This is a genomic window from Nocardia sp. GTS18 (assembly GCF_013839555.1).
In the GTDB taxonomy this organism is placed as follows: domain Bacteria; phylum Actinomycetota; class Actinomycetes; order Mycobacteriales; family Mycobacteriaceae; genus Nocardia; species Nocardia rosealba.
The window spans coordinates 149,619-173,828 of record NZ_JACBIU010000002.1 but is presented as its reverse complement, the minus strand read 5'-3'; the positions used below and the strand labels follow the sequence as shown (position 1 = coordinate 173,828).

The following is a 24,210-nucleotide window of genomic DNA, read 5'->3' as shown; positions in this document are numbered from 1 at the left end:
GATGTACAGCAATTTTCCCGCATCTGTCATCGTTCGGCGTGCCGCAGGCCGGGGCCCGCGTCGCCGCGCCGACCGGGCGGGCGGGAATTACGCTGGTCTGGTGCTGACTGCCCAGGTGACCGTGCCGGTGGCGTGCGAGGTCGCGTTCGCGACGCTGTCCGACGGCTGGCTGTACGCCAGCTGGGTGGTCGGTGCCTCGCACATCCGCGAAGTGGACCCCGAGTGGCCCGCCGTCGGCAGCCGTATCCACTATCGCTTCGGGCTGTGGCCGGTGCTCATCGGTGACACCACCGAGGTGCGCACGGTCGAACCGCCGCACCGGCTGGAATTGGAGGCGCGGCTGTGGTCTATCGGGTCGGCCTGGATCCGGATCACTCTCGCCGAGGCCGAGCCGGGGCGCACGACGATCCGGATGACCGAACGTGCCGCGCGCGGCCCGGCCAGCCTGATCCCGGGACTGGCCCAGGACGTGGCCTTCGCCGCGCGCAATCAGGAATCTCTGGAACGGTTGGCAGCCCTGATCCGCGCGCGAGCACGGTAGCTCGCGCGCGGATTCCGGCTAGCTGGGTTGCGGGAGTTCGCAGTCGTCGACCTTCGGGTTGACGCCCATGTAGTTGAGCGGGCCCGCGATCATGGTGATCGCGATGGTGCCCAACGAAGCGCAGTTCTGGTCGCGCTCGGTGTAGTAGCCGCGTTGACCTGCGGCAAGGACACCGATCAGTAACCAGACCAGCACAACGATCGAAGCGATGCGCGGTGTATTCGTCATGACGTGTCCTTTCCGATGGCAGGCCCAGCTCAGTAGTAGTGCCTGCGACCGGCGACCGGACGCCCGATGCTGCCCGCGATGAGTAGCGCGAGGCCGATGACGAGCACGATCACACCAACGGTGTTGAGAATCGGGATGCCGAAGACGAGGCCGGCGATGAGAAGAATTGCACCGAGAAGAATCATGTGAAGCTCACCTGTTCGGGTAACGATCGGACGCACCGGGTGGCGCGTCTCGTGGGGCGTATGCCCGGTTCGGTGAAGAGGAAACAGCTTCGGTTGCCCCGGAACGGATTCGCAGCGCGATCGGTGCCGTTCCGAGTGCGGCGCGTCACCTCTCCGAGATGACGCGCCGCGTGAATCAGCCTGCGGAGCCCGGCATTACGGCCGAGCCCGAGGGCGGGGGCGGAGTGGGCGCGCTCGAGCCGAAGTCGGCGTCGACCGAACCGGTCGGCAGACCGATGTCGACCGAGCCCGCGCTGCCGGTGGGCGGGCCGATCACCACCGAGCCGGACGGGAGCAGATCCCAATCGGCGCTGCCGACGGCGTTGGCGGTGCCGCCCGCGGTTAGCAAGGCGGTGGCCGCCAGCGCGGTCAGCACGCCCGCGCGGGTGAGGGTGGGGGACAGGGACACGGTGATACCTCCGAGCACTTCACTGTGATAGCGCCCATACGGTATCTGAAATACGAGTGTTTCAGGAGCTTCTTCCGACTTCCATCTGCACCCGGTACCGATCGGAGCGATACCAGCTGTGGGTGTGCTCGATCGGCACCTCGGCGCTGAACGACACCCGGTCGAAATGCAGAACGGGTGCGCCCTTGCGGACACCGAGCAGCGCGGCGATCCCCGTGTCGGCGGCTTGCGCGTCGACCGTCTGCTCGGCGCGTTCGATCGGCCTGTTGTAGCGGTCGGCGGCCAGGCGATACAGCGAGCCGGTGAGATCGTGAGCGATGAGATCGGGCACGAGCTCCGGGTTGAACCACGCGTCGTCGACGCTCACCGCGTCGTCGTCGGCCAGGCGCAACCGGCGCACGTGGTAGGCGCGCGCGCCCTGTGGCAGCCGTAGCGCACGGGCCGTCGGCTCGGGCGCGGTGGCCTCCTCGGCGACCAGCACCAGGGTGCTCGGCTGATGGCCGAGGGCGCGCATCTCCTCGGTGAAAGAGGCCAGATGCAACCGCGACTGCACCGGCCGGTGGGCGACGAAGGTGCCCTTGCCGCGGACCCGGACCAGATAGCCTTCGTTCACCAGCTGACCGACCGCCTCGCGCACGGTGATCCGGCTGACGCCGTAGTCCTGCATCAGGTTTCGCTCGCTGGTGAGCAGATCGCCGGGCTGGAGTTCGCGCGTGCACTTCTGCAGCAGGATCGCGCGCAACTGTTCATGCTTGGGCACTGCGCTGTCTCGCAGCGGTGCTGGCATGGGGCTGGCTCCTCTCGACGAACCGGTCCCTACTGGTCCTGTCCGGTCGTTGTCGAGGATACGCCAGCCGTCAGCGGATGCCGGGAGTGCGCGGGTCGGGGCCGATGCAGCCGAGCACCACGCACCCCGGCGGGGTGTCGGCGAACGGGGCTTTCGGTGTCTCGCCGAGGCATTCGACGAAACCGCAGCCCGGATAGGCGTAGGGGCCGAGGCCGAAGGTGCCGAACACCGGATCGGGTCGAGCGATCATCGGATCGGTGACGCTCACGTCCGGCTTCTCCCGATACGGTCCCGGATCCGGCACCGCGACATCGCGGAACGACGAGACCAGCTTGCGCATCACGTCATGGGTGTAGGTCGTCGAGATGCCGGGGGTGGCGACGCCGGTCCAGTTCAGCACCAGCCCGAGGCTCGGCACGATGTAACTGTCGTTGCGCAGCATTCCCGACATCTTCACGGCATCGTCGGGCAGGCCGGGAAATTCGAGACGGCAGGGCGCGCCGTTGACGACGAAAAGGAAGCCGTAACAGGGCATGGCGCGCGATGGCGACAACGCCTCGCGCAGGTAGGCGTCCGAGATCACCTGCTGCTCGTTCCATCGGCCCCGGTTGCCCACGAGCAGACCGAGTTTCGCGAAGTCGTCCGGCGGGAGCAGCAGATGCGCGTGACCGTAGGTGTTTCCGGCGCGATCACGGGCCCAGTAGTAGTCGGTGCGTTCGATACCCAACGGGTCGAACAGCTTTCGCTGGGCGAAGTCCTGGAAGTCCTCGCCGACAGCCTGCGCGATGACGTAGACGAGCAGGTCGACCGCGCGCTGGCTGTAGCGGAATTGGGTGCCCTGTGGGCGTTCGATCGGCATCGCGAGCGCCTGGGCGACGACGTTCGGGTCCAGCTGGGCCAGCCCGGTCGCGCCCTCGGCGGCGATCGCCACCTCCATCCCGGAGGATTCGGTGAGCAGATTGCGCACGGTGATCGCCCGGTGCCCCTCGTCGCCGAGCCCCTCGGGCAGGTAGCGGCCGATGGGCGCGTCGACGTCGAGCCTGCCCTCGTCGACCGCCGCGCCCGCGATCAGCGCCACGACGCTCTTCGTCCCGCTCCACAGATTCCATGGCACCCCACCGGATTCGGCGTTGCGTGGGCCTGCCGCCACCAGGCAGTTGTTGCGGTAGAGCTGGATGTTGAAGCGGGTGGGGTCGACGGCCAGGCGCATGGCCTCGGCGACCCGATCGGGGTCGAGGGCGACCTCGGCGGGAGAGGCCGCCTGCGGTGTGCGTCCGGAGCTGACCTCGCAGTGCCGCGCGGCCGGTGGGTCGGCCGCCGCGACGGGCAGCAGTGCCGCCGAGGTCAGCGACAATGCGGTAACCGCAATCGCCGCACCGTATTTCAGGAACCCACGCACGCAATCCTCCGATGGCTGGTCTCGGAGTAGCAATCGCGAACGGTGATGTTCCTGTTACGTGCCTAGCGACCGTAGGGCTTGCAGACCTCGATCGCCGCATCCTTGGACGCGTTGAACTGATCGATCACACCGTTGAGTTCGTCGGTGGGCGCCCGGCGCTCGAGGGTGTCGGCGAGCAGGTTGGTCTTGTCACGGTAGGTGCGCAGCGGGTCGGCCAGCTCGGCGATGACATCCGTTGTGACCTTGCGATCGAGGTCCTTGGCATTGTTGCGCAGCACCGGAACCGCCTCGTTGGCCTTGGTGTCGGTGTCGGGGGCACGGTTGTTGCTCGCCTCGATATAGGCATTGAACGAGGCGACCGAGCTCTTGTTGGCCGCGCGCATCCCGTCGCAGGCCGAGTCGTTGGCCGCCTTCACCTTCGCGGTGGAGGAGGCCGCGACTTCGGAGGTGTAGGAGGCGAGATCGGTGAGGTTGGCCTCGGCGGTACCGGGTACCTGATTGGTGCAGGCGGCCAGCGTGAGCGCGCCCGCTAAGACAACCAGCGCGGTGCCGAGCCCCATTCGTTCCCGTACCAGCATCTGTCTCTCCTCCCTCGCCGGAGCGTCGGTCACCGTCGCGGTGGCCGAACACATCGACCGTACTGGCTCCGGGACGATCAGGTGGCGCCACGCCGGTCCGGCGCGGCGCCACCTCGGGTCAGCCCTGTCCGAGCATGCCGCGCATGGTCGCGATCTCACCCTCCTGATCGGCGACGATCTTGGTGGCGAGCTGCTTCGCCTCCGGGTTGGTTCCCTCTGCCAGCTCGGTCTGGGCCATGGCGACCGCGCCCTGGTGGTGCTCGATCATCATCTGCAGCCACTGCCGGTCGAACTCGGCGCCGTTCGCCGCTTCCAGCGCGCTCATCTGTTCCTCGGTCATCATGCCCGGCATGCCGTGGCCTCCGTGGCCCTCGGCGCTCGGTGCGGGTTTGCCGAAGCTGGTCAGCAGGTCGGTGATCTGGCGCATCTCCGGTGCCTGCGCCTGCTCGATCTGGGCGGCCAGCGCGATGAGCTGCTGGTTCTGGGTCCGGCTCGGCACCATCTTCGACATCTCGACCGCCTGCGCGTGATGCGGGTACATCATCTGCAGGAACGTCACATCGGCGTCGTCGAAGTCGGTGCGGGTCGTGGCGCTCGTCGTGCTCGCCGTCGTCGTCGAGGAGTGCTCGGTGGTGTGCGTGGTCGAGTCGTCGCCGCACCCGGCGGCGACCACCGCGACAGCGGCGAGGGCGAGAACGGTACGGGTGATGGACATGGGCGATCCTCCTGGGGATTCGGGTGTGGGGTGTCGGACAGGGGCCGCGTGGGCCGACCTGTCAGATCCGCAGAATCGCCAGTTGGGATAGGGAAAGGACGGTCCAGGGAGGCGGCCGTTCGCGTCTGCCGCGCCAAGTTCTGCCGGCCCGGCGAATGGCGTCGGCGTCCTCGGTGAGCCTGGTCAGCAGCATCCAGCCGAGCATGATGGCCAAGGCGACGAGGATGAACACGCAACCGTGGACGGCCGCGTGTTCGGTGCATCCGCCGCTGCCGCAGCCGTGGTCCTTCGTCGAGTCGCTCTGCGCCGGTACCGCTTCAACAGCCGGACCGACGGCTGTGTGGGCGGCGTTTCCGTGCGCGTGAGCGGAGGTGTCGTGTGCGGAGGTGACGAATACCGCCGAGTGCATGGCGACGATTCCGGCCAGCAGCAGCACGACGGCGAAGGCCCTCGCGAGGCGCGCGTACGACAGCTGGACGGTCACGGCGACGAGTCTAACCAGTGCTCAGGGGCTCACTGCAATACCCGCACGTGGTAGGGGTAGAACTAGTCGTTCGCGACGTCGACGACGAGGCGCGGTGGATCGGCGAGGGTGCTCACGGTGAAACCGGGACGGTCGGCGTCGAGCCCGATGAACGACTGGGTGACGCCTTCGTAGACCACCGACTTGTAGACGCCGGTGATGCGCGGCGTACTGGGATCGGTGACCGGGTCGGGCCCGGCGAACGGGGGAACGGGGGAGTCGAACGGGTAGGCCGAACCGAGGATGCGCACTTCCAAAATCGAGCTGCCCGCCACGTTCACGGCCTTGCCGCTGGCGTCCTGCACGGCGTTGTCGGTGTAGGCCACCTGCCAGCCGGGGGTACCGGTGCCGCCGAGGGTGTAGACGACGCGGTCGTAGCCGGGGTGGTGGCCGAGGCGCACGTCGGTGACGGTGAGCGCGGCGCCGTCGCTCGCCTCGCCCGACTTCGCGTCGTTGTCGCGCGGACCGGTGGCGTCGGCGAATGTGCTCGCGGTGCTCGTTGTCGTCGTCGGGGGCGTCGCGGCGGGCGCGTCGTCGGAACCGCAGCTCGGCAGGACCAGAGCCGCGGCGGCGATCAGCACGAACACGGGGGCGTTGCGCATGTGACCGATGGTACTCAGGTGAACTCGAGGGGTGCGGGAATCACCCGGGCGCGTGTCCAGGCTGTGAGTTTGCTGGGCGCGTGCACCGCGGGATCAGCGCGGTCGGCCCGCATCGCTGTAACCCGTTCGCCGTCAGTCTTTTCCATGCTCGGTACGCATATGTGGGCGTCGGTTCCGATGTGCGGCAGGGGCGGATGTGACGATGGGGCAACGATCTAGCACACTTGTCGCGTGGACAGTGTCGAGGACGTATTCACCCGGCTGCGCCGGTATCCGGACGTGGAGGCGCCGAACCTCTATGCCGTCGACGCCGCGGATCGGTTGATTCTCGATACCGCCGCCGACGCGCTCGCGGCTGCGGGCAGCGGCGAGGTGGCGGTGATCGGCGACGCCTACGGCGCGCTGACCCTCGGGGTCGCGGTACGGCACGGACACACCGGCATCCGGGTGCATCAGGACCTGCTCACCGGCGAACTCGCGCTGGCAGGCAACGCCAAGAACCTCGGCCTCGCCGACCGTTTCACCGTGCACGGCCTCGACGCGGACCTGCTCAGCGGTGCCCGCGTGGTCGTGATGCGGTTGCCGAAAATGCTCGCCGGGCTCGCCGAGATCGCCGAGGCCATCGCCCGCTACGCCGCCGACGACGTGGTCGTCTACGCCGGTGGCCGCGACAAATATCTCACCCCGACCATGAACGAGGTGTTCGCCGAAACGTTCCGTCAGGTGCGGGCGGGCCGGGGTAGGCAGAAGTCGCGGGTGCTCGTCGTCAGCGAACCGCTACCCGTCGGCGAACCACGATTCCCGGTGCGCGAGAACATCATCGAGATCGACGGTGATGTGGTCGCCTACGGTGCCGCGTTCTCCGGCCCACGCCTCGACATCGGCACCCGATTCCTGCTCGAACATCTGGACCGGATGAAGCCCGACGCCCGCGAGGCCATCGACCTCGGTTGCGGCACCGGCATTCTCGCGGTGGCCCTGGCCAAGTCGCGCCCACGTATCCGGGTGGTCGGCACCGATCAGTCCTGTGCCGCCGTCGCCTCGGCCCGGGCGACCGCCGCCGCCAACGGGGTCGACGACCGCGTCACGGTGGTGCGCGACGACGCCATGTCCTCGGCCGCCGACAACAGTGCCGATCTGGTGCTGTGCAATCCGCCGTTCCATGTGGGCGCGGCCGTGCACACCGGTTCGGCCATCAAGATGTTCGCCGAGACCGGCCGGGTGCTCCGCCCGGGGGGCGAGCTGTGGACCGTGTACAACTCGCACCTGAACTATCGGGGTGTGGTGGAACGGATGGTCGGGCGGACCGACGTGATCGACCGGAACCAGAAATTCACGGTGACGCGGTCTGTCCGTGGCCTGCGCGACGTACAACGATAGGGGCGCTCCGACGGGGTAGAGTCCGATTTGTCCGAACGGACGGTGGTGCGATCAGTGCTCGCGCCGCCGGGAACTTTGTCCGTTCGCGACACGTTGAACAGGGCAGTTGGAGCTGTACGACGTTTCATCACTCCAGGAAAGGCGCACGGTGCGTACCTCATCGAATCCGGTGTTCAAGAACTTACCTCGCCAAGAGGGAGTCGGCGGTTACGCGAACTTCGGTTCGGGCGTGACCGGCGCAGGCCAGCTGGGCAACCAGTACGGCGAATACGGTCAGCAGTACGGGCAGCAGTACCAGCAGGCGCCCGCCACCCGTGCCATGACCATCGACGACGTGGTCACCAAGACCGGTATCACCCTCGCGGTGCTCACCGTCTCGGCGATCATCTCCTTCGCGCTGTCGTCGGCGAACCCGTCGCTGGCGCCGCTGTTCGTCATCGGCGGCGGCCTGATCGGCTTCGTGCTGGTCATGATCGCCAGCTTCGGCAACAAGATGGACAACCCGGCGCTCGTACTGTCGTACGCGGCGTTCGAGGGTCTGTTCCTCGGTGCGCTGTCGCTGATGTTCACCGATGTCACCTTCGGCGGTGTGGGCGGTAGCGCTCTGATCGGTCAGGCGGTGCTCGGCACGTTCGGCGTGTTCTTCGGCATGCTCGTGGTCTACAAGACCGGCGCGATCCGGGTCACCCCGCGATTCACCCGCATGCTGCTCGGCGCCATGGTCGGTGTGCTGGTCCTGATGCTCGGCAACCTGATCGCCAGCTTCTTCACCGACGGCGGCTTCGGCCTGCGCGACGGCGGCCCGCTGGCCATCGTGTTCAGCCTGGTCTGCATCGCCATCGCCGCGTTCAGCTTCCTGCTGGACTTCGACTCCGCCGATCAGCTGATCCGCGCCCAGGCCCCCGAGAAGGCCGCCTGGGGCGTCGCCCTCGGCCTGACCGTCACCCTGGTCTGGCTCTACGTCGAGATCCTCCGCCTGCTGAGCTACTTCCAGCGGGACTGAGTCAAGCGATAGACCCAAAAGCGGCTCCCCACCGATCCGGTGGGGAGCCGCTTTGTCGTGGGGGACCGCTCAGATTGCGTGCACGACAACTCGTGGGTCGACCAACCGCTCGAGATCGTCAACATCGGAGGTGTACACGGTGACCTCTCCCGCCTGAGCGTTGGCCACGACCGCGAGTACCGCGTCGATCGCGTATTTGTGCCCGTGCATTCCGGCCGCCGCCAGCAATGTGCGGGCGGCACGCGCCTGGTCTTTGCCGAGCTCGGGGACCGTCATCCGGGACATCACCCAGTCCCATCGGGAGTCCGAAGTCCGGCCGTCGTGCGCCTCGACCAGTGTCATCGGTGATGTCACCACCGCTGAGGCGAGCTCGGCGGCCACGACTATGCGAGCGATCATCTCTCGGTCACCGCGCACCGCTCTCGACAAGGCCTCCGAGTCGAACACCTGAACCCGCAGGCGCGTGGCCGGTATTCGCTTCTTGCTCATGCCGAACGACGTTGCGAAGCGCGGCGCCGGGTGTGCTCGGCATCCACTTCCGCTACTTCAGTCATCGCCGCCGCGCGTTCCGCCTCTGTCAACGGTCCGTGCTCGTCCTGCAGCCACTGCGCCAGCTCGACCAAACGATCCCGCTCGCGTTGGGCACGCAACGCGTCGGCGATATAGGCGGACAGGCTTCGATCGGGCACCTCGGCCCGAATCTCGTCCAGGAGATCTTCGGGAACCGTGACAGTGATCTTCCTGGTGGCCATATAACGAACCATACTCGCAATACTTTCGACACGCCAAGGATGGTGCACCGTGGCCGGCCATGGAACGGCGACGGCCCCGAGCCGAAGCTCGAGGCCGTCGCGCGATGTCAACGGATCAGCTGAGGCGTTCGATGACCATCGCCATGCCCTGGCCACCGCCGACGCACATGGTTTCCACGCCGAACTGCTTGTCGTAGGTCTGCAGGTTGTTCAGCAGGGTGGCGGTGATGCGAGCGCCGGTCATGCCGAACGGGTGGCCGAGGGCGATGGCGCCGCCGGAGACGTTGAGCTTGTCCTCGTCGATCTTCAGCTCACGCGCCGAGCCGAGCACCTGCACGGCGAAGGCCTCGTTGATCTCGAACAGGTCGATGTCGGCGACCGACTTGCCCGCCAGGGCGAGGGCCTTCTTGACGGCCTCGATCGGGCCGAGGCCCATGATCTCCGGAGACAGGCCCGAGACACCGGTGGACACGATGCGCGCCAGCGGGGTGAGACCGAGCTCCTTGGCCTTGGTGTCGCTCATGATGACCAGCGCGGCGGCGCCGTCGTTGAGCGGACAACAGTTGCCCGCGGTGACGGTGCCGTCGGGGCGGAACACGGGCTTGAGCTGGCTGACGGCCTCGTAGGTGACGCCGGCGCGCGGGCCGTCGTCCTTGCTGACGACGGTGCCGTCGGGCAGGGTCACCGGGGTGATCTCACGCTCGAAGAAGCCGTTCTTGATGGCTTCCTCGGCGCGGTTCTGCGAGCGCACGCCCCAGTGGTCCTGGTCCTCGCGGCTGATGCCGGTGAGGGAGGCGACGTTCTCGGCGGTCTGGCCCATCGCGATGTAGGCGTCGGGCAGCAGGCCGTCCTCGCGCGGGTCGTGCCACGCGCCCGCGCCGCCCTCGGCGGTCTTGGCGGTGCGGGCCTCGGCCTCGGCGAACTCGGGGTTCTTGGTGTCGGGCGAGCTGTCGGCCGAACCCTTGGCGTAGCGGGACACGGTCTCCACACCGGCGGAGATGAACACGTCACCCTCGCCTGCCTTGATCGCGTGGAACGCCATCCGGGTGGTCTGCAGCGACGAGGCGCAGTAGCGGTGCACGGTGGTGCCGGGGACCACGTCGAGGCCGAGCTTCACCGCGACGATGCGCCCCTGGTTGAAGCCACCCTCACCGGCGGGGGAGCCGGTGCCGAGGATGATGTCGTCGACCTGGGTGGGGTCGAGGGCGGGGACCTTGGCCAGCGCGGCCTGGACCATCTGCGCGGTCAGGTCGTCCGGGCGCATCCCGGCCAGGGACCCCTTGACGGCACGGCCGATCGGGGAGCGGGCGATGGAAACGATGACGGCCTCGGGCATGAGGACTCCTTTTCGGAAGGCTGGCGCGAACGGCTGTTGTACATACCGCTCATTCGTGAATGTACGTCTCGCTCTGCGCGACAGGAAGACCAGGGCGGCCACGCACCGCGGAGACGAGCACCGGCAACAACTGGGCGGCCGCGAGTTCGTAACCGGCTGCCGAAGGATGGAAGCCGTCGGTCGCGAAGAGGATCTCGGGAGCCGCCCGGAACTCCGAGGCCACCAGCGGCGAGCCCATCGGCACCGCGATTCCCCCGGCCAGGGTGGTCGCGACCGTCTGCGCCTTACCGAGGCGCACACTCCAGTTCGCCACCACCGTGCGCAAGGGCTGCGGGATGGCGGTGACGGTGCCGAGGTTGGGACACGTGCCGACGACGACCAGCGCGTCGGCCTCGCGCAACCGCGATACCGCCTGCGCGAGCCTGCGCGCCGAGGCACGGATCGAATGCTTCTTGGTGATGTCGTTGGCGCCGACCAGGATCACCGCCGCGTCCGGCGGCGGGCCCGCGACGAACATCGCGTCGACCTGTCCGGCCAGGCCCTTGGAGGTGGCGCCGGAGATCGCCTTGGTGCTCAACCGGATCCGCATGCCGGTGGCCTCGGCCAGCCCGCGGGCCAGACGCACACCCGGCACATCGGCGGCGCCGAGGCAGCCGAGACCGGCGGCGGTGGAGTCGCCGAAGATCATCAGGTGCAGGTCGAACGGCACGTTCTTGCGCCACGGCTCGGGCCGGTTCGCACCGGGGGCGTACACCCCGTCGGCCTCGGGCGGCTTGGAGGTGTCGCGACCGATCACCGCGCGTGCGGCGCCCGCCTGGGTCATCAGCAACCGGTAGGTCGCCCAGGAGACGGTGCCCGCGCCCGACCCGGCGAGGACGGTCGTGGCGCCGGTGACCGCGGCCGTGCGCCAGCTGATTCGAGGTGCGCTCACATCCGAAAATTCTACGGCGGACTATGGTGCGGGAGTGGGGAAGGCGCCCGAGCTGTTGCGACTCGGCGAACCGGCCGGGCGACGGCTGCTCGCCGCCACCGTGCTCGGCTCGGGGATGGGGTTTCTCGACGGCACCATCGTCAACGTCGCGCTTCCCCGGATCGGCTCCGAACTGCACGCCGACCTGGCCGCGCTGCAATGGGTGATCAACGGCTACACCCTCGCACTCGCCTCGCTGATCCTCGTCGGTGGCGCGCTCGGCGACCGGTTCGGCCGCAAACGGATGTTCGCCTGGGGTGTCGCCGCGTTCGCGGTCACCTCGGCGCTGTGCGCGCTGGCGCCGACGATCGAGACCTTGATCGCGGCGCGACTGCTGCAGGGTGTCGCCGCCGCGCTGCTGACCCCGGGCAGCTTGGCGCTGGTCGAGTCGTCGTTCGTTCGTGACGACCGGATGCGGGCCATCGGCGCCTGGACCGGCATGCTCGGCGTCGCCACCGCAGGCGGTCCGGTGCTCGGTGGCTGGCTGGTCGGGCTGTCGTGGCGGTGGGCATTCGCGATCAATCTTCCGTTGGCCGTACTCACCCTGCTGCTGTTGCGCGGCGCGCCCGAATCCCGCGACGAGCGCGCCGACGGCAAGCACTTCGACCTCCCCGGTATCGCGCTCGCGCCGGTGGCGCTGGCCGGGGTCACCTGGGCGCTGACCAAGTGGCCCGATACCGGCGCCACCCCCGCGACGGTCGGCGCCGCGGTGACGGGTGTGGTTGCCGCGGCGGCCTTCGTCGTCGTCGAACGGCGGGCGCGGTACCCGATGGTGCCGCCCGAGATGTTCGCCGACCGGGTCTTCACCCTCATCAATGTGGTGACGCTGCTCGTCTACGCCGCGCTGTCCGGGTCGATGGTGTTCATCGCCCTGTTCCTCCAGATCGGCGCCGGCTGGTCGCCGTTGGCGGCCGGGGCGGCGAGCGTGCCGATCAGTGTGCTGATGTTCCTGCTCTCGGCGCGATTCGGTGCCGTCGCCACCCGGTTCGGGCCACGCAGGCCGATGGTGATCGGCGCATTGATCCTGGCCGGTGGGCTGGCGCTGCTGGCGGGTGCGCCGCGCGATCCCGGCTTCGTCACCGACATCCTGCCCGGGATGCTTGCCATGGGCCTCGGTCTCTCGATGCTCGTCGCCCCGCTGACCGGCACCGTCCTCGCCGCCGCACCGGCTGGTCGGGCGGGGGTCGCCAGCGGCATCAACAACGCGGTCTCACGCACGGCCGGGTTGCTCGCGGTCGCCGCATTGCCGCTGCTGGTCGGGCTTTCCGGGCAAGCCTACGCCGACGCCGACGCCGTCACCGCTGCCTATCGCGGGGCGCTGTGGTGGTGCGTGGGACTGGTGCTCGCCGGGGCAGCCGTCACCGCTGTCGGCCTGTCGGGGCGCCGCGCGGCCGGGTGATGGACCGGTGTGCTGGCACACACTGTCGGACCAGGTCGCGACCTGCGCGCGAGGTTCTGCAACTATGGAGCTCATGCGCATCGCGGATCATGTCGTCGACCTCATCGGCAACACCCCACTGGTTCGGCTGAACTCGGTGGTCGGCTCGAACGCGGGCCTGGTCGCCGCCAAGATCGAATACCTCAACCCGGGCGGCAGCTCCAAGGACCGCATCGCGGTGAAGATGATCGATGCCGCCGAGGAAGAGGGCCTGCTGAAGCCGGGCGGCACGATTGTGGAACCCACCTCGGGCAACACCGGTGTCGGCCTTGCCCTGGTCGCCCAGCAGCGCGGCTACAAGTGCGTGTTCGTCTGCCCCGACAAGGTGAGCGAGGACAAGCGCAACGTGCTGCGTGCCTACGGCGCCGAGGTCGTGGTCTGCCCGACCGCCGTGCCGCCGGAGCACCCCGACAGCTACTACAACGTCTCCGATCGCCTGGTCCGCGAGATCGACGGCGCCTGGAAGCCCAACCAATACTCCAACCCGGGCGGCCCGGAAAGCCACTACGAGACCACCGGCCCCGAGATCTGGGCCGACACCGAAGGCAAGGTCACGCACTTCGTCGCGGGCGTGGGCACCGGCGGCACCATCACCGGCACCGGCCGCTACCTCAAGGAGGTCTCGGGCGGGAAGGTGAAGATCATCGGCGCCGACCCCGAGGGCTCGGTGTACTCCGGCGGCACCGGCCGCCCCTACCTCGTCGAGGGTGTCGGTGAGGACTTCTGGCCCACCGCCTACGACCCGGCCGTGCCCGACGAGATCATCGCCGTCTCCGACGCCGACTCCTTCGAGATGACCCGTCGCCTGGCCCGCGAAGAGGGCCTGCTCGTCGGCGGCTCGTGCGGCATGGCCGTGGTCGCCGCGATCGAGGTGGCCCGGCGCGACCCCGACGCCGTCGTCGTGGTGCTGCTGCCCGACGGTGGCCGCGGCTACCTGTCGAAGATCTTCAACGACAAGTGGATGAGCTCCTACGGCTTCCTCACCACCCCGCTCGAGTCGGGCCCGGAACCGCTGGTCGGTGACGTGCTGCGCGGCAAGTCGGGCGAGCTGCCCGACCTGGTGCACACCCACCCGTCGGAGACCCTGCGCGATGCCATCGAGATCCTGCGCGAATACGGTGTCTCGCAGATGCCGGTCGTCGGCGCGGAACCGCCGGTGATGGCGGGCGAGGTGGCAGGCAGCGTCACCGAACGCGACCTGCTCTCGGCCGTCTTCGAGGGCCGCGCCCAGCTCACCGACTCGGTGGCCCAGCACATGAGCCCGTCCTTCCCCCTGATCGGCTCGGGCGAACCTCTCTCGACCGCGACCAAGGCCCTGTCCGACACCGACGCCCTGATGGTCGTCGAGGACGGCAAGCCCGTCGGCGTCATCACCCGCCACGACCTGCTCGGCTTCCTCAGCACCGGCTCGATCTGAGGTCAGACCGCATGTGAGGCCGTGCGCAGACTTCGGCCGGCTGGAGTGCGTGTCGCCAGCTGGCGGCCCGCTGTCCCGATTCACTCGACGTCAATCATCCATGCCTACGCCTGCCGCGTAGGTAGCGAGCGCGTTCATGTCCTTGTCGGCCTCTGCCCGCAAGCCTGCCAGGATTTCGGCATCGCGTTCGGCCGCCCGCCGCAGTCGATCCCGTTCCAGGGCCTGCTCGATGACAGCAGCGCGGCTGGGCGCCAGCCCGGCGGAAACCGTGCGGTCGAGGTAACTCACTGTGGCGTCGTCGAGGCGAACAGTGATTTGCCTGCGCATCCCACGGGCGCCGGTTATGTGTACCGACCGTCGCGGAAACGCTGCGTATCAAGGCCTTGCTGATCGTGCGACGGAACCAAACCCGTGACTATCTCGATGTTGCCGCACTGACCGAGGCGATGGGGACCGCCGAGGCGGTCGAGGTGCTTGCGCATATCGCTGAGTACTACGCCGACCAGCGGATCGACGGCGTGCCCGTGTCCTCTCAGGTGGTGCGTCAGCTTGCTGATCCACGACCCGCTGATTCGTCGGTCACTCAGCAGCTGACCGCGTACCGCAACCTCGAGCACAAGTGGCACGATTGGAATCGGGTACGGGATCGGTGCAGGGAAGTGGCGATAGCGCTCGCGGAAGGTGGGGATGATGGTCCAGTTTCGTAACCTGAATATCTCGCCGGACGCGCCGGTTTCGGAATGGCCGACCGAGGCGGTGCAGACCGCGTTGGAGCGTGGCGACCTTCGTGATCGGCGGCGGATCGGTGCGGAGTTGCGTCGCGATCCGTGGGGGCGGATCGCGCGTCGGTTGGAAGAGGTCCTTTCGCACAGTCGTCCCTACGGGGTCGCCGAGTTGATGGAGGGCCTACTCGAGCGGGCACGCGAGCGCGCCGAGGCCGACGAGCGAAGAGAAGTTGCCGACGAAGTGCGTCGGGCGGTCGCCGATTCTGGGTTGACCAGCGCCGAATTCGCCGCCAGCGTGGGAACTTCCGGCTCACGACTGTCCACCTACATGAGCGGCAAGGTTGTCCCCTCCTCGACGATGATGGTGCGAATTCGTCGCGTGGCGGACCGCCACCGATCGGTCGCGTGACCCGCTCGGTACGCGGATGGTCGGTTGATGTGGGCGCAACGGGATCGGTTGATCGAGGCGGGGCGTGTGGCGGCGATGGCTGAGCCGACGGGAGTGGACGCCGAGCATGCCCGGCGTCGTGCTGCGCAACATCGTCTGGGGTGAGCAGGAAGCGAAACGGCGGCGCGATCAGAGTGACGATGAAGTCCCGCAGGGCGGTCGCTGTGGACAGTCCTGCGGGATGCCGGTCAAGCCAACGCGGAGTGTAGTTCCACCCACTGCTCCGGGTGGACATAGGCGACCACCGTGTCGTGGGCGATGCCTGCGCTGTGCAGGGCCGTGTCCACTCCCTGGTAGCGGGTGTGCAGTGCGGTGCGGACCGAGCCGCCGATTCCGGAGTATGCGGTGCGGACCAGTTCGATGTAGGAGTCGTGGTGGGGTACAAGGGGTGTCGGGCGGCGGTCCAGTCGCAGGATGGCGGCGTCGACCGCTGGGATCGGGCGGAAACTGGTGCGGGGGATGTGGCCGCGTAGTTGCCAGTCGAACCAGGGCCAGGTCAGGGCGGTTGTCAGGCTCCATCTTCCGTAGTCGCCGGTGTGTTTGCGGGCGTACTCGCGTTGGGTGAGCAGGGTCGCCGAGGTGAGGGCCGGTGCGCTGAGGCACCAGTCCACGATCCGTGCGGTGGCCGAGAACGGGATGTTGCCGACCACCGCGAACTCGGTGCGTGGTGCCTTGGCGTTGGTGAAATCGCCTCGGATCACCCGGATTCCGTGTTCGCCTCTGGTCTGGGCCGAGAGTTTGGCCGCCAGCAGCGGATCTATCTCGTAGGCGGTGACCTCGGCCCCGTGCCGGGCAAGTGCTCGGGTGAGGACGCCTTCGCCCGCACCGGGTTCGAGCACGGTACCGGCTGGATCGGCGACGGTCATCAGTAGTTCGACCGCGTGGGGATCCACCAGGAAGTTCTGTGACAGCGTCCTTCTGTTCGAGTCACGCGACGTACGGTGGCTCCCACGCGTGGCGATCTTGCGCTGGGTGTGTGAATAGTTCTTGTGTGAATGGTCCTGCGCCACGGCAGTTGCCCCTTCGGGTCATCGAGTCGGAAGAGTCTCGATGGGCCCTGGGCGCGCCGGTGGACGCGAAGAGGAGATCCGCGTCCGCTAGCGGGCCAGAGCCCGGGCGTGGCGGATGCGGATGAATACGGTGCACGACATGCGGATCACGCTAGAACTCGGTCTATTCGGTTCGCAAGCGAATTTCACGTACCGCTCACCGTTCGGGTGCGCAGGGCCGCGACCGCCGACTCGGCGGCGATCAGCGCACTGTTGATGGAGATCTCCCCGCGCATGCCGGGCGCGGCGACCATGTCACCGGCCAGATACACCCCGTTGCCCCGGTCGACGGCCGGACGGTCGCGCCATGTGGTGCCCGGGAGGTCGAGGGCCCCGGTGCGATTCTTCGCGGTGGACTTGCGGTGGAAGGTCTTGCGGGAGCGCCAGTCCGGGATGGTGGTGTCGGCGAAGGCCTCGAGGCGGTGGTGGGCGGCGTCGCGGGATTCGCCCGGACGGATGGGCATCTGGAGTTGGTAGAGGGATTCGCCAGCGGGAGCGATGGAGTCGTCCTGCATCGTGTAGGACTCGTGGAAGCCGCCTTCGTCCAGGTCGAAGACGATGCTGCGGTCGCGCCGGTCCCGGGTGACGGCGATGTCGAGCAGGGCTGCGAAACCACCGGTGGCAAGGAGGGTTTCGTCGCCGAGCAGCCGTCGAGCCGCTTCGAGTTCGGTGGCGACGATGACGGGGCCGTCGGTGGGCAATGTGTCCACGCGCGAACCGGTTTCGACGGCCACACCGAGTTCGCCCGCGCGCACGACCATCCGGTCGACCGTGCGCTGCCAGCCGCCACGCACCCACCGCACCGCCGGAACCTTGGGTCCGAGTGCACGCTGGAAGAGATCCCAGACGAAGGCGGCGGAGAGGCGGCCGGTGTCGGCGTCGTAGGTGAGCACGCTGATCGCGTTGGCCACCTGGGTGGCGGTGTGCTCGCCCCAGCGCTGCGCGGCCCAGGTGTGGAAGTCGACGTCGACCGGTGCCTTCAGCCATTTGCGTGACTGCGCCCGCAGCATCCCTGTCGGTGGCACCCGGCGCAGCTTGCCGTCTGCACGGAAGCCGAGCTTCGCGGCGCTGATCGGCGACGGCCAACCGAGCCCGGTGACGAAGCCGCGCTTCTTCAGCCAGGCGTAATGCGGTCCGTCGGCATAGAAGACGTGTGCCCCGTCGTGCGCGACGTGCGGTCCGGCGATGGCGCGGGCGCGGCCGCCGAGCGTGGCATGTGCCTCGTAGAGGCGAACGGTCGCTCCTGCTTCGGCGGCGGAGATCGCCGCGGTGAGTCCGGCGAGTCCGCCGCCGATGACTGTGATGGGTGTGTTCATCCTCGGTCCTGTTCCTCGTGGTCCGCGCGGTCGAGCCGAGCGGCGATCATCTCTGCGGTTGCTCGCAGATAGCGTTCGGGGTCGACATCGGCGGGGTGGGCGCCGTCGAAGATGTCGCGGATGAGCCAGTAGTGGGCGATTGCCCCGGCGACCACGGCGGCAGTGGCCTCCCAATCCTGTTCGCGCCGTGTGGAACCGGCCGATTCGGTGAGTACGCCGGTGATCACCCGCATCACCGTCGCGTACTCCTGCTGCCGGAACACTTCGAGCAAACCTTCGGGAATCGAGTTGTCCCGCATCAGGATCCGGCTCACGTCGCGGTCGTGGTCCATACGCGCCAAGCCGATCCGGCACAGCGCTGTCAGCTTGTCGACGGTGCTGCCCGACGGCGCGAGGGCCGCCGCGATCGAGGCATTCGGCGCGAGCAGCGGTTCCCACGCTCCGCGTTCGGACAGCCGCGCCGACACCGCTTCGACCAGCAGTTGGTCCTTGGACCGGAAGTGCCGGTACAGCCCACCGGCCCCGCTGGACAACCCCGCGGCCTGCTCGATCTGAGCCACCGAGGTCTTGGCGAACCCCTGCTCACCGAACAACCGCAGCGCCTCGGTCATGATCCGCTCGCGCGTCGACGGCGTCACCGGCACCTCCTGCTGTAAGTAACCACTTACTTACAGACTGGGCCGTGACCGGTCCGAGCGCAAGTGCGAATCGTGTGGCTCATCCCACGTGCGAGAAAGTAGGCAACTTTCTCGCAACCGACTGGTTCGGACCGATTCAGGGGGGTAAGCCTCCGATGACACTCTCGGCAAATCGGGCGGGAAGAGCGAAAGGAAGTGCTGTGGACAACTCCGTCGTCGCGATCGACTTCCAGCAAGGCTTCAATGACGCTTGGAGTTCGGTAGCGCAATTCGTGCCGAAATTGGTTGCCTTCATCGCCATCCTGCTGATCGGCTGGATCATCGCGAAAGTAGTGGCGAAGGTGGTGAACGCGGTGCTCGAGCGGGTCGGTTTCGACCGGCTGGTCGAGCGCGGCCAGATCAAGAAGATGATGGCCAAGAGCAAGTACGACGCCTCTGATCTGCTGGCCAAGCTGGCCTACTACGCGATCCTGCTGATCGCGCTGCAGATCGGTTTCGGTGTGTTCGGCCCCAACCCGGTCAGTGACCTGCTCACCGGCATTGTGGCCTGGCTGCCCAAGGCGGCGGTGGCGATCGTGATCGTGGTGATCGCGGGTGCGGTCGCGCACGCGGTCGGCGAGCTGGTCACCAACGCGCTCGGCGGGCTGTCCTACGGTTCGCTGCTCGGCAAGATCGCCTCGGTCTTCATCTGGGCGATCGGCATCATCGCTGCCCTGAACCAGATCGGTGTCGCCACCACGGTGACCACCCCGATCCTGATCGCCGTGCTCGCCACGATCGGCGGCATTCTCGTCGTCGGCGTGGGCGGTGGCCTGGTTCGTCCCATGGAGCAGCGCTGGAGCAGCTGGCTCGGCAACATCGAATCGGAGATGCCCGCACTCAAGGGTGAGGCGCAGGCCTACCAGCGCGGTCGTGAGGACGTGACGCGTGAGGGTCAGCGGGTGCCGGGTTCGCACACCCAGCAGACCCAGCAGGAATGGGCGACTCCCGGTGCGGGCGGCAGCCCGCAGGCCGGTGGCTACCCGCAGACGGGCCAGCAGCCCGGCTGGGGCGGGGAAACCGCGAGGTAGGAACCAACCGGCGCCGGCGTTCCGTCACCGCATCGGTGGCGGAGCGCCGATTCCGGTTTCAGGCGGCGGCGTGCCGGCAGACGGCGGCCAGCCGGTACTGCAACCAATCGGCGTCGTGCCAGGTCTGCGGTGCCACTCCGGCGAACACCCCGGCCCGCTCGGCGACGACCTGATCGAGCAGCCCGCGCACGTAGCCGGCCAGCAGGATGGCGAGCGGAAGCCGCGCCGCCTCCTCGACCCCGTACTCGAGAATGTCGCGGACGGCGGCGGCGTGCTGGTCCAGCTGCGCCAGCACCCCGGGGTGCTGCGCCGCGGCGGCGGCCGCGGGGACGCCGTATTCGATGTTCAACTGTCGCAGATGTCGCCGTGCCGAAATTTCGAGCAGTGCGGGGCCGAGCGAAAACACCACCAGATGGTAGCGAATCCGTCATAGAGCGGCGAACGCGGCGCAACTTTACGATCCTGTGCACAGACTTGCGTGAAGCGCCGCCCCGATGGATTCTGGGCGGGTATAACCGATTCGGGAGAACTTTCGGCAAACCAGCTCGGCGAGCGAAAGGATCTACGGTGCACGTCACCGATTCGGCGGTTCAGCTGCTGTGGGCGAATCCTGTCGTCGCCGCGGGCGCGGGTTACACGGCTCGCTCCGGTGTCACGGGGTTGCTGCGCCACCGGCCTTATGCCCGGGTGCTCGGCCGATTCGTCGCGGCTTTCATCTGGGGTAGCGGCGGAGTCGCCGCGCTCACCGCCCTCGGGGTTCCGCTGAGCGCCACCCTCCCGCTCGCACTCACGGTGCTCACCGTGGTCGCCCTCACGCTCACCCTGGTCTTCGCCGGCGGAATGATCCGCCCCGCGACCGCCGACTCGACGGACTGATCCGGCCGTCGAGTCCGGCAGATCCGCTACCGGAAGGCGTTCGCGTCGGTGAGCGCCTTGCCCAGCACCAGCTGATGCACCTCGGCCGTGCCCTCGTAGGTCAGCACCGACTCCAGGTTGTTCGCGTGCCGCAGCACCGGGTAGTCGAGGGTGATTCCGTTGGCACCGAGAATCGTGCGGCATTCGCGGGCGATGCGGATCGCCTCACGCGTGCTGTTGAGCTTGCCCGCGCTGATCTGTTCGCTCGTGATCTCGTGCCGGTCCTTCAACCGGCCGAGGTGCAGGGCCAGCAGCTGTCCCTTGCCGAGCTCGAGCGCCATATCGGCCAGCTTGGCCTGGGTGAGCTGGTAGTCGGCCAGCGGCTTGTCGAACACCTCGCGGGTGCGGGCGTAGTCGACGGCGGCGGCGAGGCAGTCGCGGGCGGCGCCGAGCGCACCGAAGACGATGCCGAAGCGCGCCTCGCTCAAGCACGCCAGCGGCGAACTCAACCCGCGTGATTCGGGAAGCACCGCGTCGGCGGGCAGGCGCACGTCATCGAAATCCAGTGCGGCGGTGAGGGATGCGCGCAGCGACAATTTCCGGTGGATCTCCCGGGCGGTGAATCCAGGGGTGCCCGCCGGTACGAGGAACCCACGCACCCGAGGTTTGTCGTCGCCGGGCTCCTCGGCATAGGCCCACACCACGGCGATATCGGCGACCGAGCCGTTGGTGATCCACATCTTCGACCCGTTGAGCACCCAGTCGTCACCGTCGCGCCGCGCGCGGGTGCGCATGCCGCCGGGGTTGGAGCCGTAATCGGGTTCGGTGAGCCCGAAGCAGCCGATCAGCTCACCGGCGGCCATGGCGGGCAGGTACTGCTGCTTCTGCTCCTCGGACCCGAAGAAGTGGATGGCTGTCATGGCCAGTGAGCCCTGCACCGACACCATGCTGCGCACACCGGAGTCCACGGCCTCGAGTTCCTGGCAGGCCAGGCCGTAGGCGGTGGCCGACGCGCCGGCGCAGCCGTACCCCTCGAGGTGCATGCCGAGCAGCCCGAGCTTGCCGAGTTCGGGTGCGATCTCGCGGGCGGGGAAGGCGCCCGCCTCGAACCACTCCGCGATGTGCGGGCGAAGGCGTTTCTCGCCGAATCGGGCGACGGTATCCCGGATCTCGCGCTCCTCCGGGGACAGCAACGCATCGATCGCGAACAACTCTTCCACGGTCACCATGGCGTCAGCTTAACCGCGGCACCGCCACCGAATCGGGCACTTCGTGCAGGCGTGATACCCGTGCGCGAACGGCCGGATCCGGGCATCTAGTCTGAGTCCATGAGTGAGCTGGGATTCTCGACCAGGGCCGTGCACGCCGGATATGAACCCGATCCTCAGACCGGTGCGGTGAACGTCCCGATCTACGCGAGCTCCACCTTCGCCCAGGACGGCGTCGGCGGCATGCGTGGGGGATACGAGTACGCGCGCACCGGCAATCCGACCCGCACGGCACTGGAAGCCAACCTCGCCGCCCTCGAATCGGGCAGCTACGGTCGCGCCTTCGCCTCGGGTATGGCCGCGACCGACTGTGCGCTGCGCGCGGTGCTCCGTCCCGGCGACCACATCGTCATCCCCGACGACGCCTACGGCGGCACCTTCCGGCTCATCGACAAGGTGTTCAGCCAGTGGGGCATCGAGCACTCGCCCGCCCACATCGCGAACCTCGACGAGGTCCGCGCGGCGATCCGCCCCAACACCAAACTGGTGTGGATCGAGACGCCGACCAACCCGCTGCTGAGCATCGGTGACATCCCCGCGCTGGCCGACATCGCGCACGCGGCGGGCGCCAAGCTCGTCGTCGACAACACCTTCGCCACCCCGTACCTGCAGCAGCCGCTGCTGCTCGGCGCCGACATCGTCGTGCACTCGACCACCAAGTACCTCGGCGGTCACTCCGATGTCGTCGGCGGCGCGCTCATCACCAACGACCAGGAACTCGACAAGGCCTTCGCGTTCCTGCAGAACGGCGCGGGCGCGGTGCCCGGCCCGTTCGACGCCTTCCTCACCCTGCGCGGCATCAAGACCCTCGCCGTGCGGATGGAGAAGCACTGCGACAACGCCGAGGTGATCGCGGAGTTCCTGTCGAACCACCCGGCCATCTCGAAGGTGATCTACCCGGGCATGCCGACGCATCCCGGCTACGAGGTCGCGCAGAAGCAGATGCGCCGCAGCGGCGGCATGATCTCGGTTCGCCTGGCCGGCGGCCGGGAGGCGGCGCTGAAGTTCTGCTCGCGCACCACGATCTTCACCCTCGCCGAATCGCTGGGCGGCATCGAGTCGCTCATCGAGCACCCGGGCGCCATGACTCACGCCAGCACCGAGGGCTCGGCTCTGGAGGTGCCCGCGGATCTGGTGCGGCTCTCGGTGGGCATCGAGGACATCAGCGACCTGCTCGCCGACATCGAACAAGCGTTGAGCTGAGCGGGGAACAGGAAATGACGAAGCGGCCGCATCCGGTATCCGGGTGCGGCCGCTTGCGTTCGGGTTCTATTTCACGGGGCTCGAGGCGGCCGTGTTCAGCCGTGGTAGGGCTCCGCGCTGACCAGGGTCACCTTCATGGTGTTGCCGTTGGGCAGCGTGTATTCGCGGGTCTCGCCCACCTTGGCGTCGATCAGCGCGCCGCCGAGCGGGGAGTTCGGCGAGTAGGTCTCGAGATCGGTGGCGCCGAGGCCCTCTTCGCGGGTGGCGATGAGGAAGGTCTCTTTGTCGCTCTCGTCGCCGTCGTAGTAGACGGTGACAACCGAACCGGGCAGTGCCACACCGGACTTGGTGGGTGCCACGCCGACCTTGGCGTTGTTGAGCAGCTCCTGCAGCTGGCGGATACGCGCCTCCTGCTGGCCCTGCTCCTCACGCGCGGCGTGGTAGCCACCGTTCTCCTTGAGGTCGCCTTCTTCGCGACGCTCGTTGATCTCGGCGGCAATGACCGGACGATTGGCAATGAGCGAGTCCAACTCACTCTTGAGCCTGTCGTGCGACTCCTGGGTAAGCCAGGTCACATTCTCGGTCATCTCGATCACTCCCTAGTAGTTGTTCCCGGCGCACCGGGATTCCCTGAAACCGGTGCCACGCCCCCGGTAGGAGGGCATGCACCAGCCCGACGGCTGGAGCGATCCTGGGGGTGAACCCGTAACCCGGAAACAGCATCGCTGGCCGCCAATGCAGCAAACACGGCTCCGAGCCCCGGAACCGTGTATCCAGCTATTTTAGCATGTCTCACAAAGATGCAGGTCAGGGCCGATCGTGGGGCGTCAGCGCAGCCGCAGGTAGCTGGGCACGTCCTCGGTGCAGCCGTAGATATCGCCCGCCGAGGGGCGGCTGGACGCCTTGACCGTGGTGCTCACCTGCACGCTGGTCGCCTCCGAGCCGGGCACCAGGATCTCGCGCCTGCCCACTTCGGCGCCGTCACGGTCCATCGCCCGCACGAAGCACACCACGGCGTTGCGCGGCTCGTCGCGGGTCACCTTCACCCGCATCTCCAGCGTCGAGTCGTCGACGACCACGTAACCGAGCTGCTCGGTCTCGATCGCCTTCGGGCCGTATTTCTGGAAACCGAGATAGGCGACGACGAACCCGGCGAGCACCACGCCGACACCGAGCAAAGCGAGCACCCAGGGGCGACGCACCGGCGGTTTTGTGCCATACCGTTCGGCGTGTCGCGCTGCTGAGTCGGCCGGGCTCGCGGCGGAGTGCGGTGCGGGCTCGGTCATCGGTTCTCGCTCCCGGGGGTGGTCGGAACAAAAGCGGGGTCGGATGGAAC

31 protein-coding genes are annotated in these 24,210 nt (G+C 68.0%); 10 read left to right on the top strand and 21 right to left on the bottom strand.

Annotated elements, in window-relative coordinates:
* The first annotated feature begins 100 nt into the window (after positions 1-100).
* On the top strand, positions 101-541 hold the full coding sequence (locus HYG95_RS03940) for an SRPBCC family protein (RefSeq protein ID WP_181696640.1): 441 nt from the start codon (positions 101-103) through the stop codon (positions 539-541).
* Positions 542-559: 18 nt separating this feature from the next.
* Here HYG95_RS03940 and HYG95_RS03935 read toward each other — a convergent pair whose 3' ends face one another.
* The 9 genes from HYG95_RS03935 to HYG95_RS03895 form a co-directional block, all read right to left on the bottom strand.
* Complete coding sequence (locus tag HYG95_RS03935; RefSeq protein WP_181696639.1) at positions 560-769, bottom strand: hypothetical protein; 210 nt, start codon at positions 767-769, stop codon at positions 560-562.
* 29 nt (positions 770-798) lie between these two features.
* Positions 799-954, bottom strand: a complete 156-nt coding sequence (locus HYG95_RS03930; RefSeq protein ID WP_166655728.1) for a DUF6131 family protein — start codon at positions 952-954, stop codon at positions 799-801.
* A 175-nt stretch (positions 955-1,129) separates the two neighbouring features.
* Positions 1,130-1,402, bottom strand: a complete 273-nt coding sequence (locus HYG95_RS03925; protein WP_133733844.1) for a hypothetical protein — start codon at positions 1,400-1,402, stop codon at positions 1,130-1,132.
* Between the two features lie 61 nt (positions 1,403-1,463).
* Positions 1,464-2,189, bottom strand: a complete 726-nt coding sequence (locus HYG95_RS03920; RefSeq protein WP_181696638.1) for a GntR family transcriptional regulator — start codon at positions 2,187-2,189, stop codon at positions 1,464-1,466.
* A gap of 70 nt (positions 2,190-2,259) precedes the next feature.
* Positions 2,260-3,588 (bottom strand): serine hydrolase domain-containing protein, encoded by a 1,329-nt coding sequence (locus HYG95_RS03915; protein WP_370465670.1) that lies wholly within the window; start codon positions 3,586-3,588, stop codon positions 2,260-2,262.
* A 62-nt stretch (positions 3,589-3,650) separates the two neighbouring features.
* Positions 3,651-4,166, bottom strand: a complete 516-nt coding sequence (locus tag HYG95_RS03910; protein WP_255494970.1) for a hypothetical protein — start codon at positions 4,164-4,166, stop codon at positions 3,651-3,653.
* 118 nt (positions 4,167-4,284) lie between these two features.
* On the bottom strand, positions 4,285-4,881 hold the full coding sequence (locus HYG95_RS03905; RefSeq protein WP_181696637.1) for a DUF305 domain-containing protein: 597 nt from the start codon (positions 4,879-4,881) through the stop codon (positions 4,285-4,287).
* 61 nt (positions 4,882-4,942) lie between these two features.
* Positions 4,943-5,365, bottom strand: coding sequence for a DUF6153 family protein (locus HYG95_RS03900; protein ID WP_181696636.1), 423 nt, complete (start codon positions 5,363-5,365; stop codon positions 4,943-4,945).
* A gap of 62 nt (positions 5,366-5,427) precedes the next feature.
* Positions 5,428-6,006, bottom strand: coding sequence for a hypothetical protein (locus HYG95_RS03895; protein ID WP_181696635.1), 579 nt, complete (start codon positions 6,004-6,006; stop codon positions 5,428-5,430).
* Positions 6,007-6,237: 231 nt separating this feature from the next.
* Here HYG95_RS03895 and HYG95_RS03890 point away from each other — a divergent pair, with 231 nt between their 5' ends.
* Together HYG95_RS03890 and HYG95_RS03885 are read left to right on the top strand one after the other, a co-directional pair.
* On the top strand, positions 6,238-7,386 hold the full coding sequence (locus tag HYG95_RS03890; RefSeq protein WP_181696634.1) for a methyltransferase: 1,149 nt from the start codon (positions 6,238-6,240) through the stop codon (positions 7,384-7,386).
* A 148-nt stretch (positions 7,387-7,534) separates the two neighbouring features.
* A complete protein-coding gene (locus HYG95_RS03885) occupies positions 7,535-8,389 on the top strand; it encodes a Bax inhibitor-1/YccA family protein (RefSeq protein ID WP_181696633.1) in 855 nt (284 codons plus the stop codon).
* A gap of 69 nt (positions 8,390-8,458) precedes the next feature.
* Here the strand turns inward: HYG95_RS03885 and HYG95_RS03880 are convergent, their stop codons facing one another.
* From HYG95_RS03880 to HYG95_RS03865, 4 genes are all read right to left on the bottom strand, one after another.
* Positions 8,459-8,878 (bottom strand): hypothetical protein, encoded by a 420-nt coding sequence (locus tag HYG95_RS03880; protein WP_181696632.1) that lies wholly within the window; start codon positions 8,876-8,878, stop codon positions 8,459-8,461.
* On the bottom strand, positions 8,875-9,141 hold the full coding sequence (locus tag HYG95_RS03875; protein WP_181696631.1) for a CopG family transcriptional regulator: 267 nt from the start codon (positions 9,139-9,141) through the stop codon (positions 8,875-8,877). Before HYG95_RS03875 ends, HYG95_RS03880 begins: the two co-directional genes overlap by 4 nt.
* A 115-nt stretch (positions 9,142-9,256) precedes the next feature.
* The gene (locus HYG95_RS03870) at positions 9,257-10,477 is read right to left on the bottom strand and encodes an acetyl-CoA C-acetyltransferase (RefSeq protein ID WP_067485604.1); all 1,221 of its coding nucleotides are present in this window, start codon (positions 10,475-10,477) and stop codon (positions 9,257-9,259) included.
* A 49-nt stretch (positions 10,478-10,526) separates the two neighbouring features.
* A complete protein-coding gene (locus HYG95_RS03865; protein ID WP_181696630.1) occupies positions 10,527-11,408 on the bottom strand; it encodes an SGNH/GDSL hydrolase family protein in 882 nt (293 codons plus the stop codon).
* 34 nt (positions 11,409-11,442) lie between these two features.
* Between HYG95_RS03865 and HYG95_RS03860 the strand changes: the two genes are divergently transcribed.
* Together HYG95_RS03860 and HYG95_RS03855 are read left to right on the top strand one after the other, a co-directional pair.
* Entirely contained in the window at positions 11,443-12,846 is a 1,404-nt protein-coding gene (locus HYG95_RS03860) for an MFS transporter (RefSeq protein ID WP_181696629.1), read from the top strand.
* A 73-nt stretch (positions 12,847-12,919) separates the two neighbouring features.
* Complete coding sequence (locus HYG95_RS03855) at positions 12,920-14,302, top strand: cystathionine beta-synthase (protein ID WP_181696628.1); 1,383 nt, start codon at positions 12,920-12,922, stop codon at positions 14,300-14,302.
* A gap of 90 nt (positions 14,303-14,392) precedes the next feature.
* Here the strand turns inward: HYG95_RS03855 and HYG95_RS25040 are convergent, their stop codons facing one another.
* Positions 14,393-14,629, bottom strand: a complete 237-nt coding sequence (locus tag HYG95_RS25040) for an antitoxin (protein WP_181696627.1) — start codon at positions 14,627-14,629, stop codon at positions 14,393-14,395.
* Between the two features lie 56 nt (positions 14,630-14,685).
* Here HYG95_RS25040 and HYG95_RS03845 point away from each other — a divergent pair, with 56 nt between their 5' ends.
* Both HYG95_RS03845 and HYG95_RS03840 read left to right on the top strand, forming a co-directional pair.
* Entirely contained in the window at positions 14,686-15,009 is a 324-nt protein-coding gene (locus HYG95_RS03845) for a hypothetical protein (RefSeq protein WP_181696626.1), read from the top strand.
* A complete protein-coding gene (locus tag HYG95_RS03840; RefSeq protein WP_220139016.1) occupies positions 14,993-15,436 on the top strand; it encodes an XRE family transcriptional regulator in 444 nt (147 codons plus the stop codon). Before HYG95_RS03845 ends, HYG95_RS03840 begins: the two co-directional genes overlap by 17 nt.
* A 227-nt stretch (positions 15,437-15,663) precedes the next feature.
* On the opposite strand, the gene erm is transcribed toward HYG95_RS03840, so the two are convergent.
* From erm to HYG95_RS03825, 3 genes are all read right to left on the bottom strand, one after another.
* Complete coding sequence (erm, locus tag HYG95_RS03835) at positions 15,664-16,437, bottom strand: 23S ribosomal RNA methyltransferase Erm (protein ID WP_370465678.1); 774 nt, start codon at positions 16,435-16,437, stop codon at positions 15,664-15,666.
* A gap of 233 nt (positions 16,438-16,670) precedes the next feature.
* Positions 16,671-17,840, bottom strand: coding sequence for an FAD-dependent oxidoreductase (locus HYG95_RS03830; protein WP_181696623.1), 1,170 nt, complete (start codon positions 17,838-17,840; stop codon positions 16,671-16,673).
* The gene (locus tag HYG95_RS03825) at positions 17,837-18,478 is read right to left on the bottom strand and encodes a TetR/AcrR family transcriptional regulator (protein WP_181696622.1); all 642 of its coding nucleotides are present in this window, start codon (positions 18,476-18,478) and stop codon (positions 17,837-17,839) included. The genes HYG95_RS03830 and HYG95_RS03825 overlap by 4 nt, the downstream gene beginning before the upstream one ends.
* 200 nt (positions 18,479-18,678) lie before the next feature.
* Between HYG95_RS03825 and HYG95_RS03820 the strand changes: the two genes are divergently transcribed.
* Entirely contained in the window at positions 18,679-19,548 is an 870-nt protein-coding gene (locus tag HYG95_RS03820) for a hypothetical protein (protein ID WP_225278724.1), read from the top strand.
* A 58-nt stretch (positions 19,549-19,606) separates the two neighbouring features.
* On the opposite strand, the gene HYG95_RS03815 is transcribed toward HYG95_RS03820, so the two are convergent.
* Positions 19,607-19,954 carry a DUF6401 family natural product biosynthesis protein gene (locus tag HYG95_RS03815; RefSeq protein ID WP_181696620.1) on the bottom strand — a complete coding sequence of 116 codons (348 nt, stop codon included), beginning with the start codon at positions 19,952-19,954 and terminating at the stop codon, positions 19,607-19,609.
* 161 nt (positions 19,955-20,115) lie between these two features.
* Here HYG95_RS03815 and HYG95_RS03810 point away from each other — a divergent pair, with 161 nt between their 5' ends.
* Positions 20,116-20,424, top strand: a complete 309-nt coding sequence (locus HYG95_RS03810) for a hypothetical protein (RefSeq protein WP_181696619.1) — start codon at positions 20,116-20,118, stop codon at positions 20,422-20,424.
* A gap of 26 nt (positions 20,425-20,450) precedes the next feature.
* Here HYG95_RS03810 and HYG95_RS03805 read toward each other — a convergent pair whose 3' ends face one another.
* Entirely contained in the window at positions 20,451-21,632 is a 1,182-nt protein-coding gene (locus tag HYG95_RS03805; protein WP_181696618.1) for an acyl-CoA dehydrogenase family protein, read from the bottom strand.
* 99 nt (positions 21,633-21,731) lie between these two features.
* Between HYG95_RS03805 and HYG95_RS03800 the strand changes: the two genes are divergently transcribed.
* Positions 21,732-22,874: a cystathionine gamma-synthase gene (locus tag HYG95_RS03800; RefSeq protein ID WP_181696617.1), complete on the top strand. Its 1,143-nt coding sequence runs from the start codon at positions 21,732-21,734 to the stop codon at positions 22,872-22,874.
* Positions 22,875-22,969: 95 nt separating this feature from the next.
* Here HYG95_RS03800 and greA read toward each other — a convergent pair whose 3' ends face one another.
* Together greA and HYG95_RS03790 are read right to left on the bottom strand one after the other, a co-directional pair.
* Positions 22,970-23,461, bottom strand: coding sequence for a transcription elongation factor GreA (gene greA, locus HYG95_RS03795; RefSeq protein ID WP_067980342.1), 492 nt, complete (start codon positions 23,459-23,461; stop codon positions 22,970-22,972).
* 240 nt (positions 23,462-23,701) lie between these two features.
* Positions 23,702-24,160 carry a DUF4307 domain-containing protein gene (locus HYG95_RS03790; protein ID WP_181696616.1) on the bottom strand — a complete coding sequence of 153 codons (459 nt, stop codon included), beginning with the start codon at positions 24,158-24,160 and terminating at the stop codon, positions 23,702-23,704.
* Between the last annotated feature and the right edge of the window lie 50 nt (positions 24,161-24,210).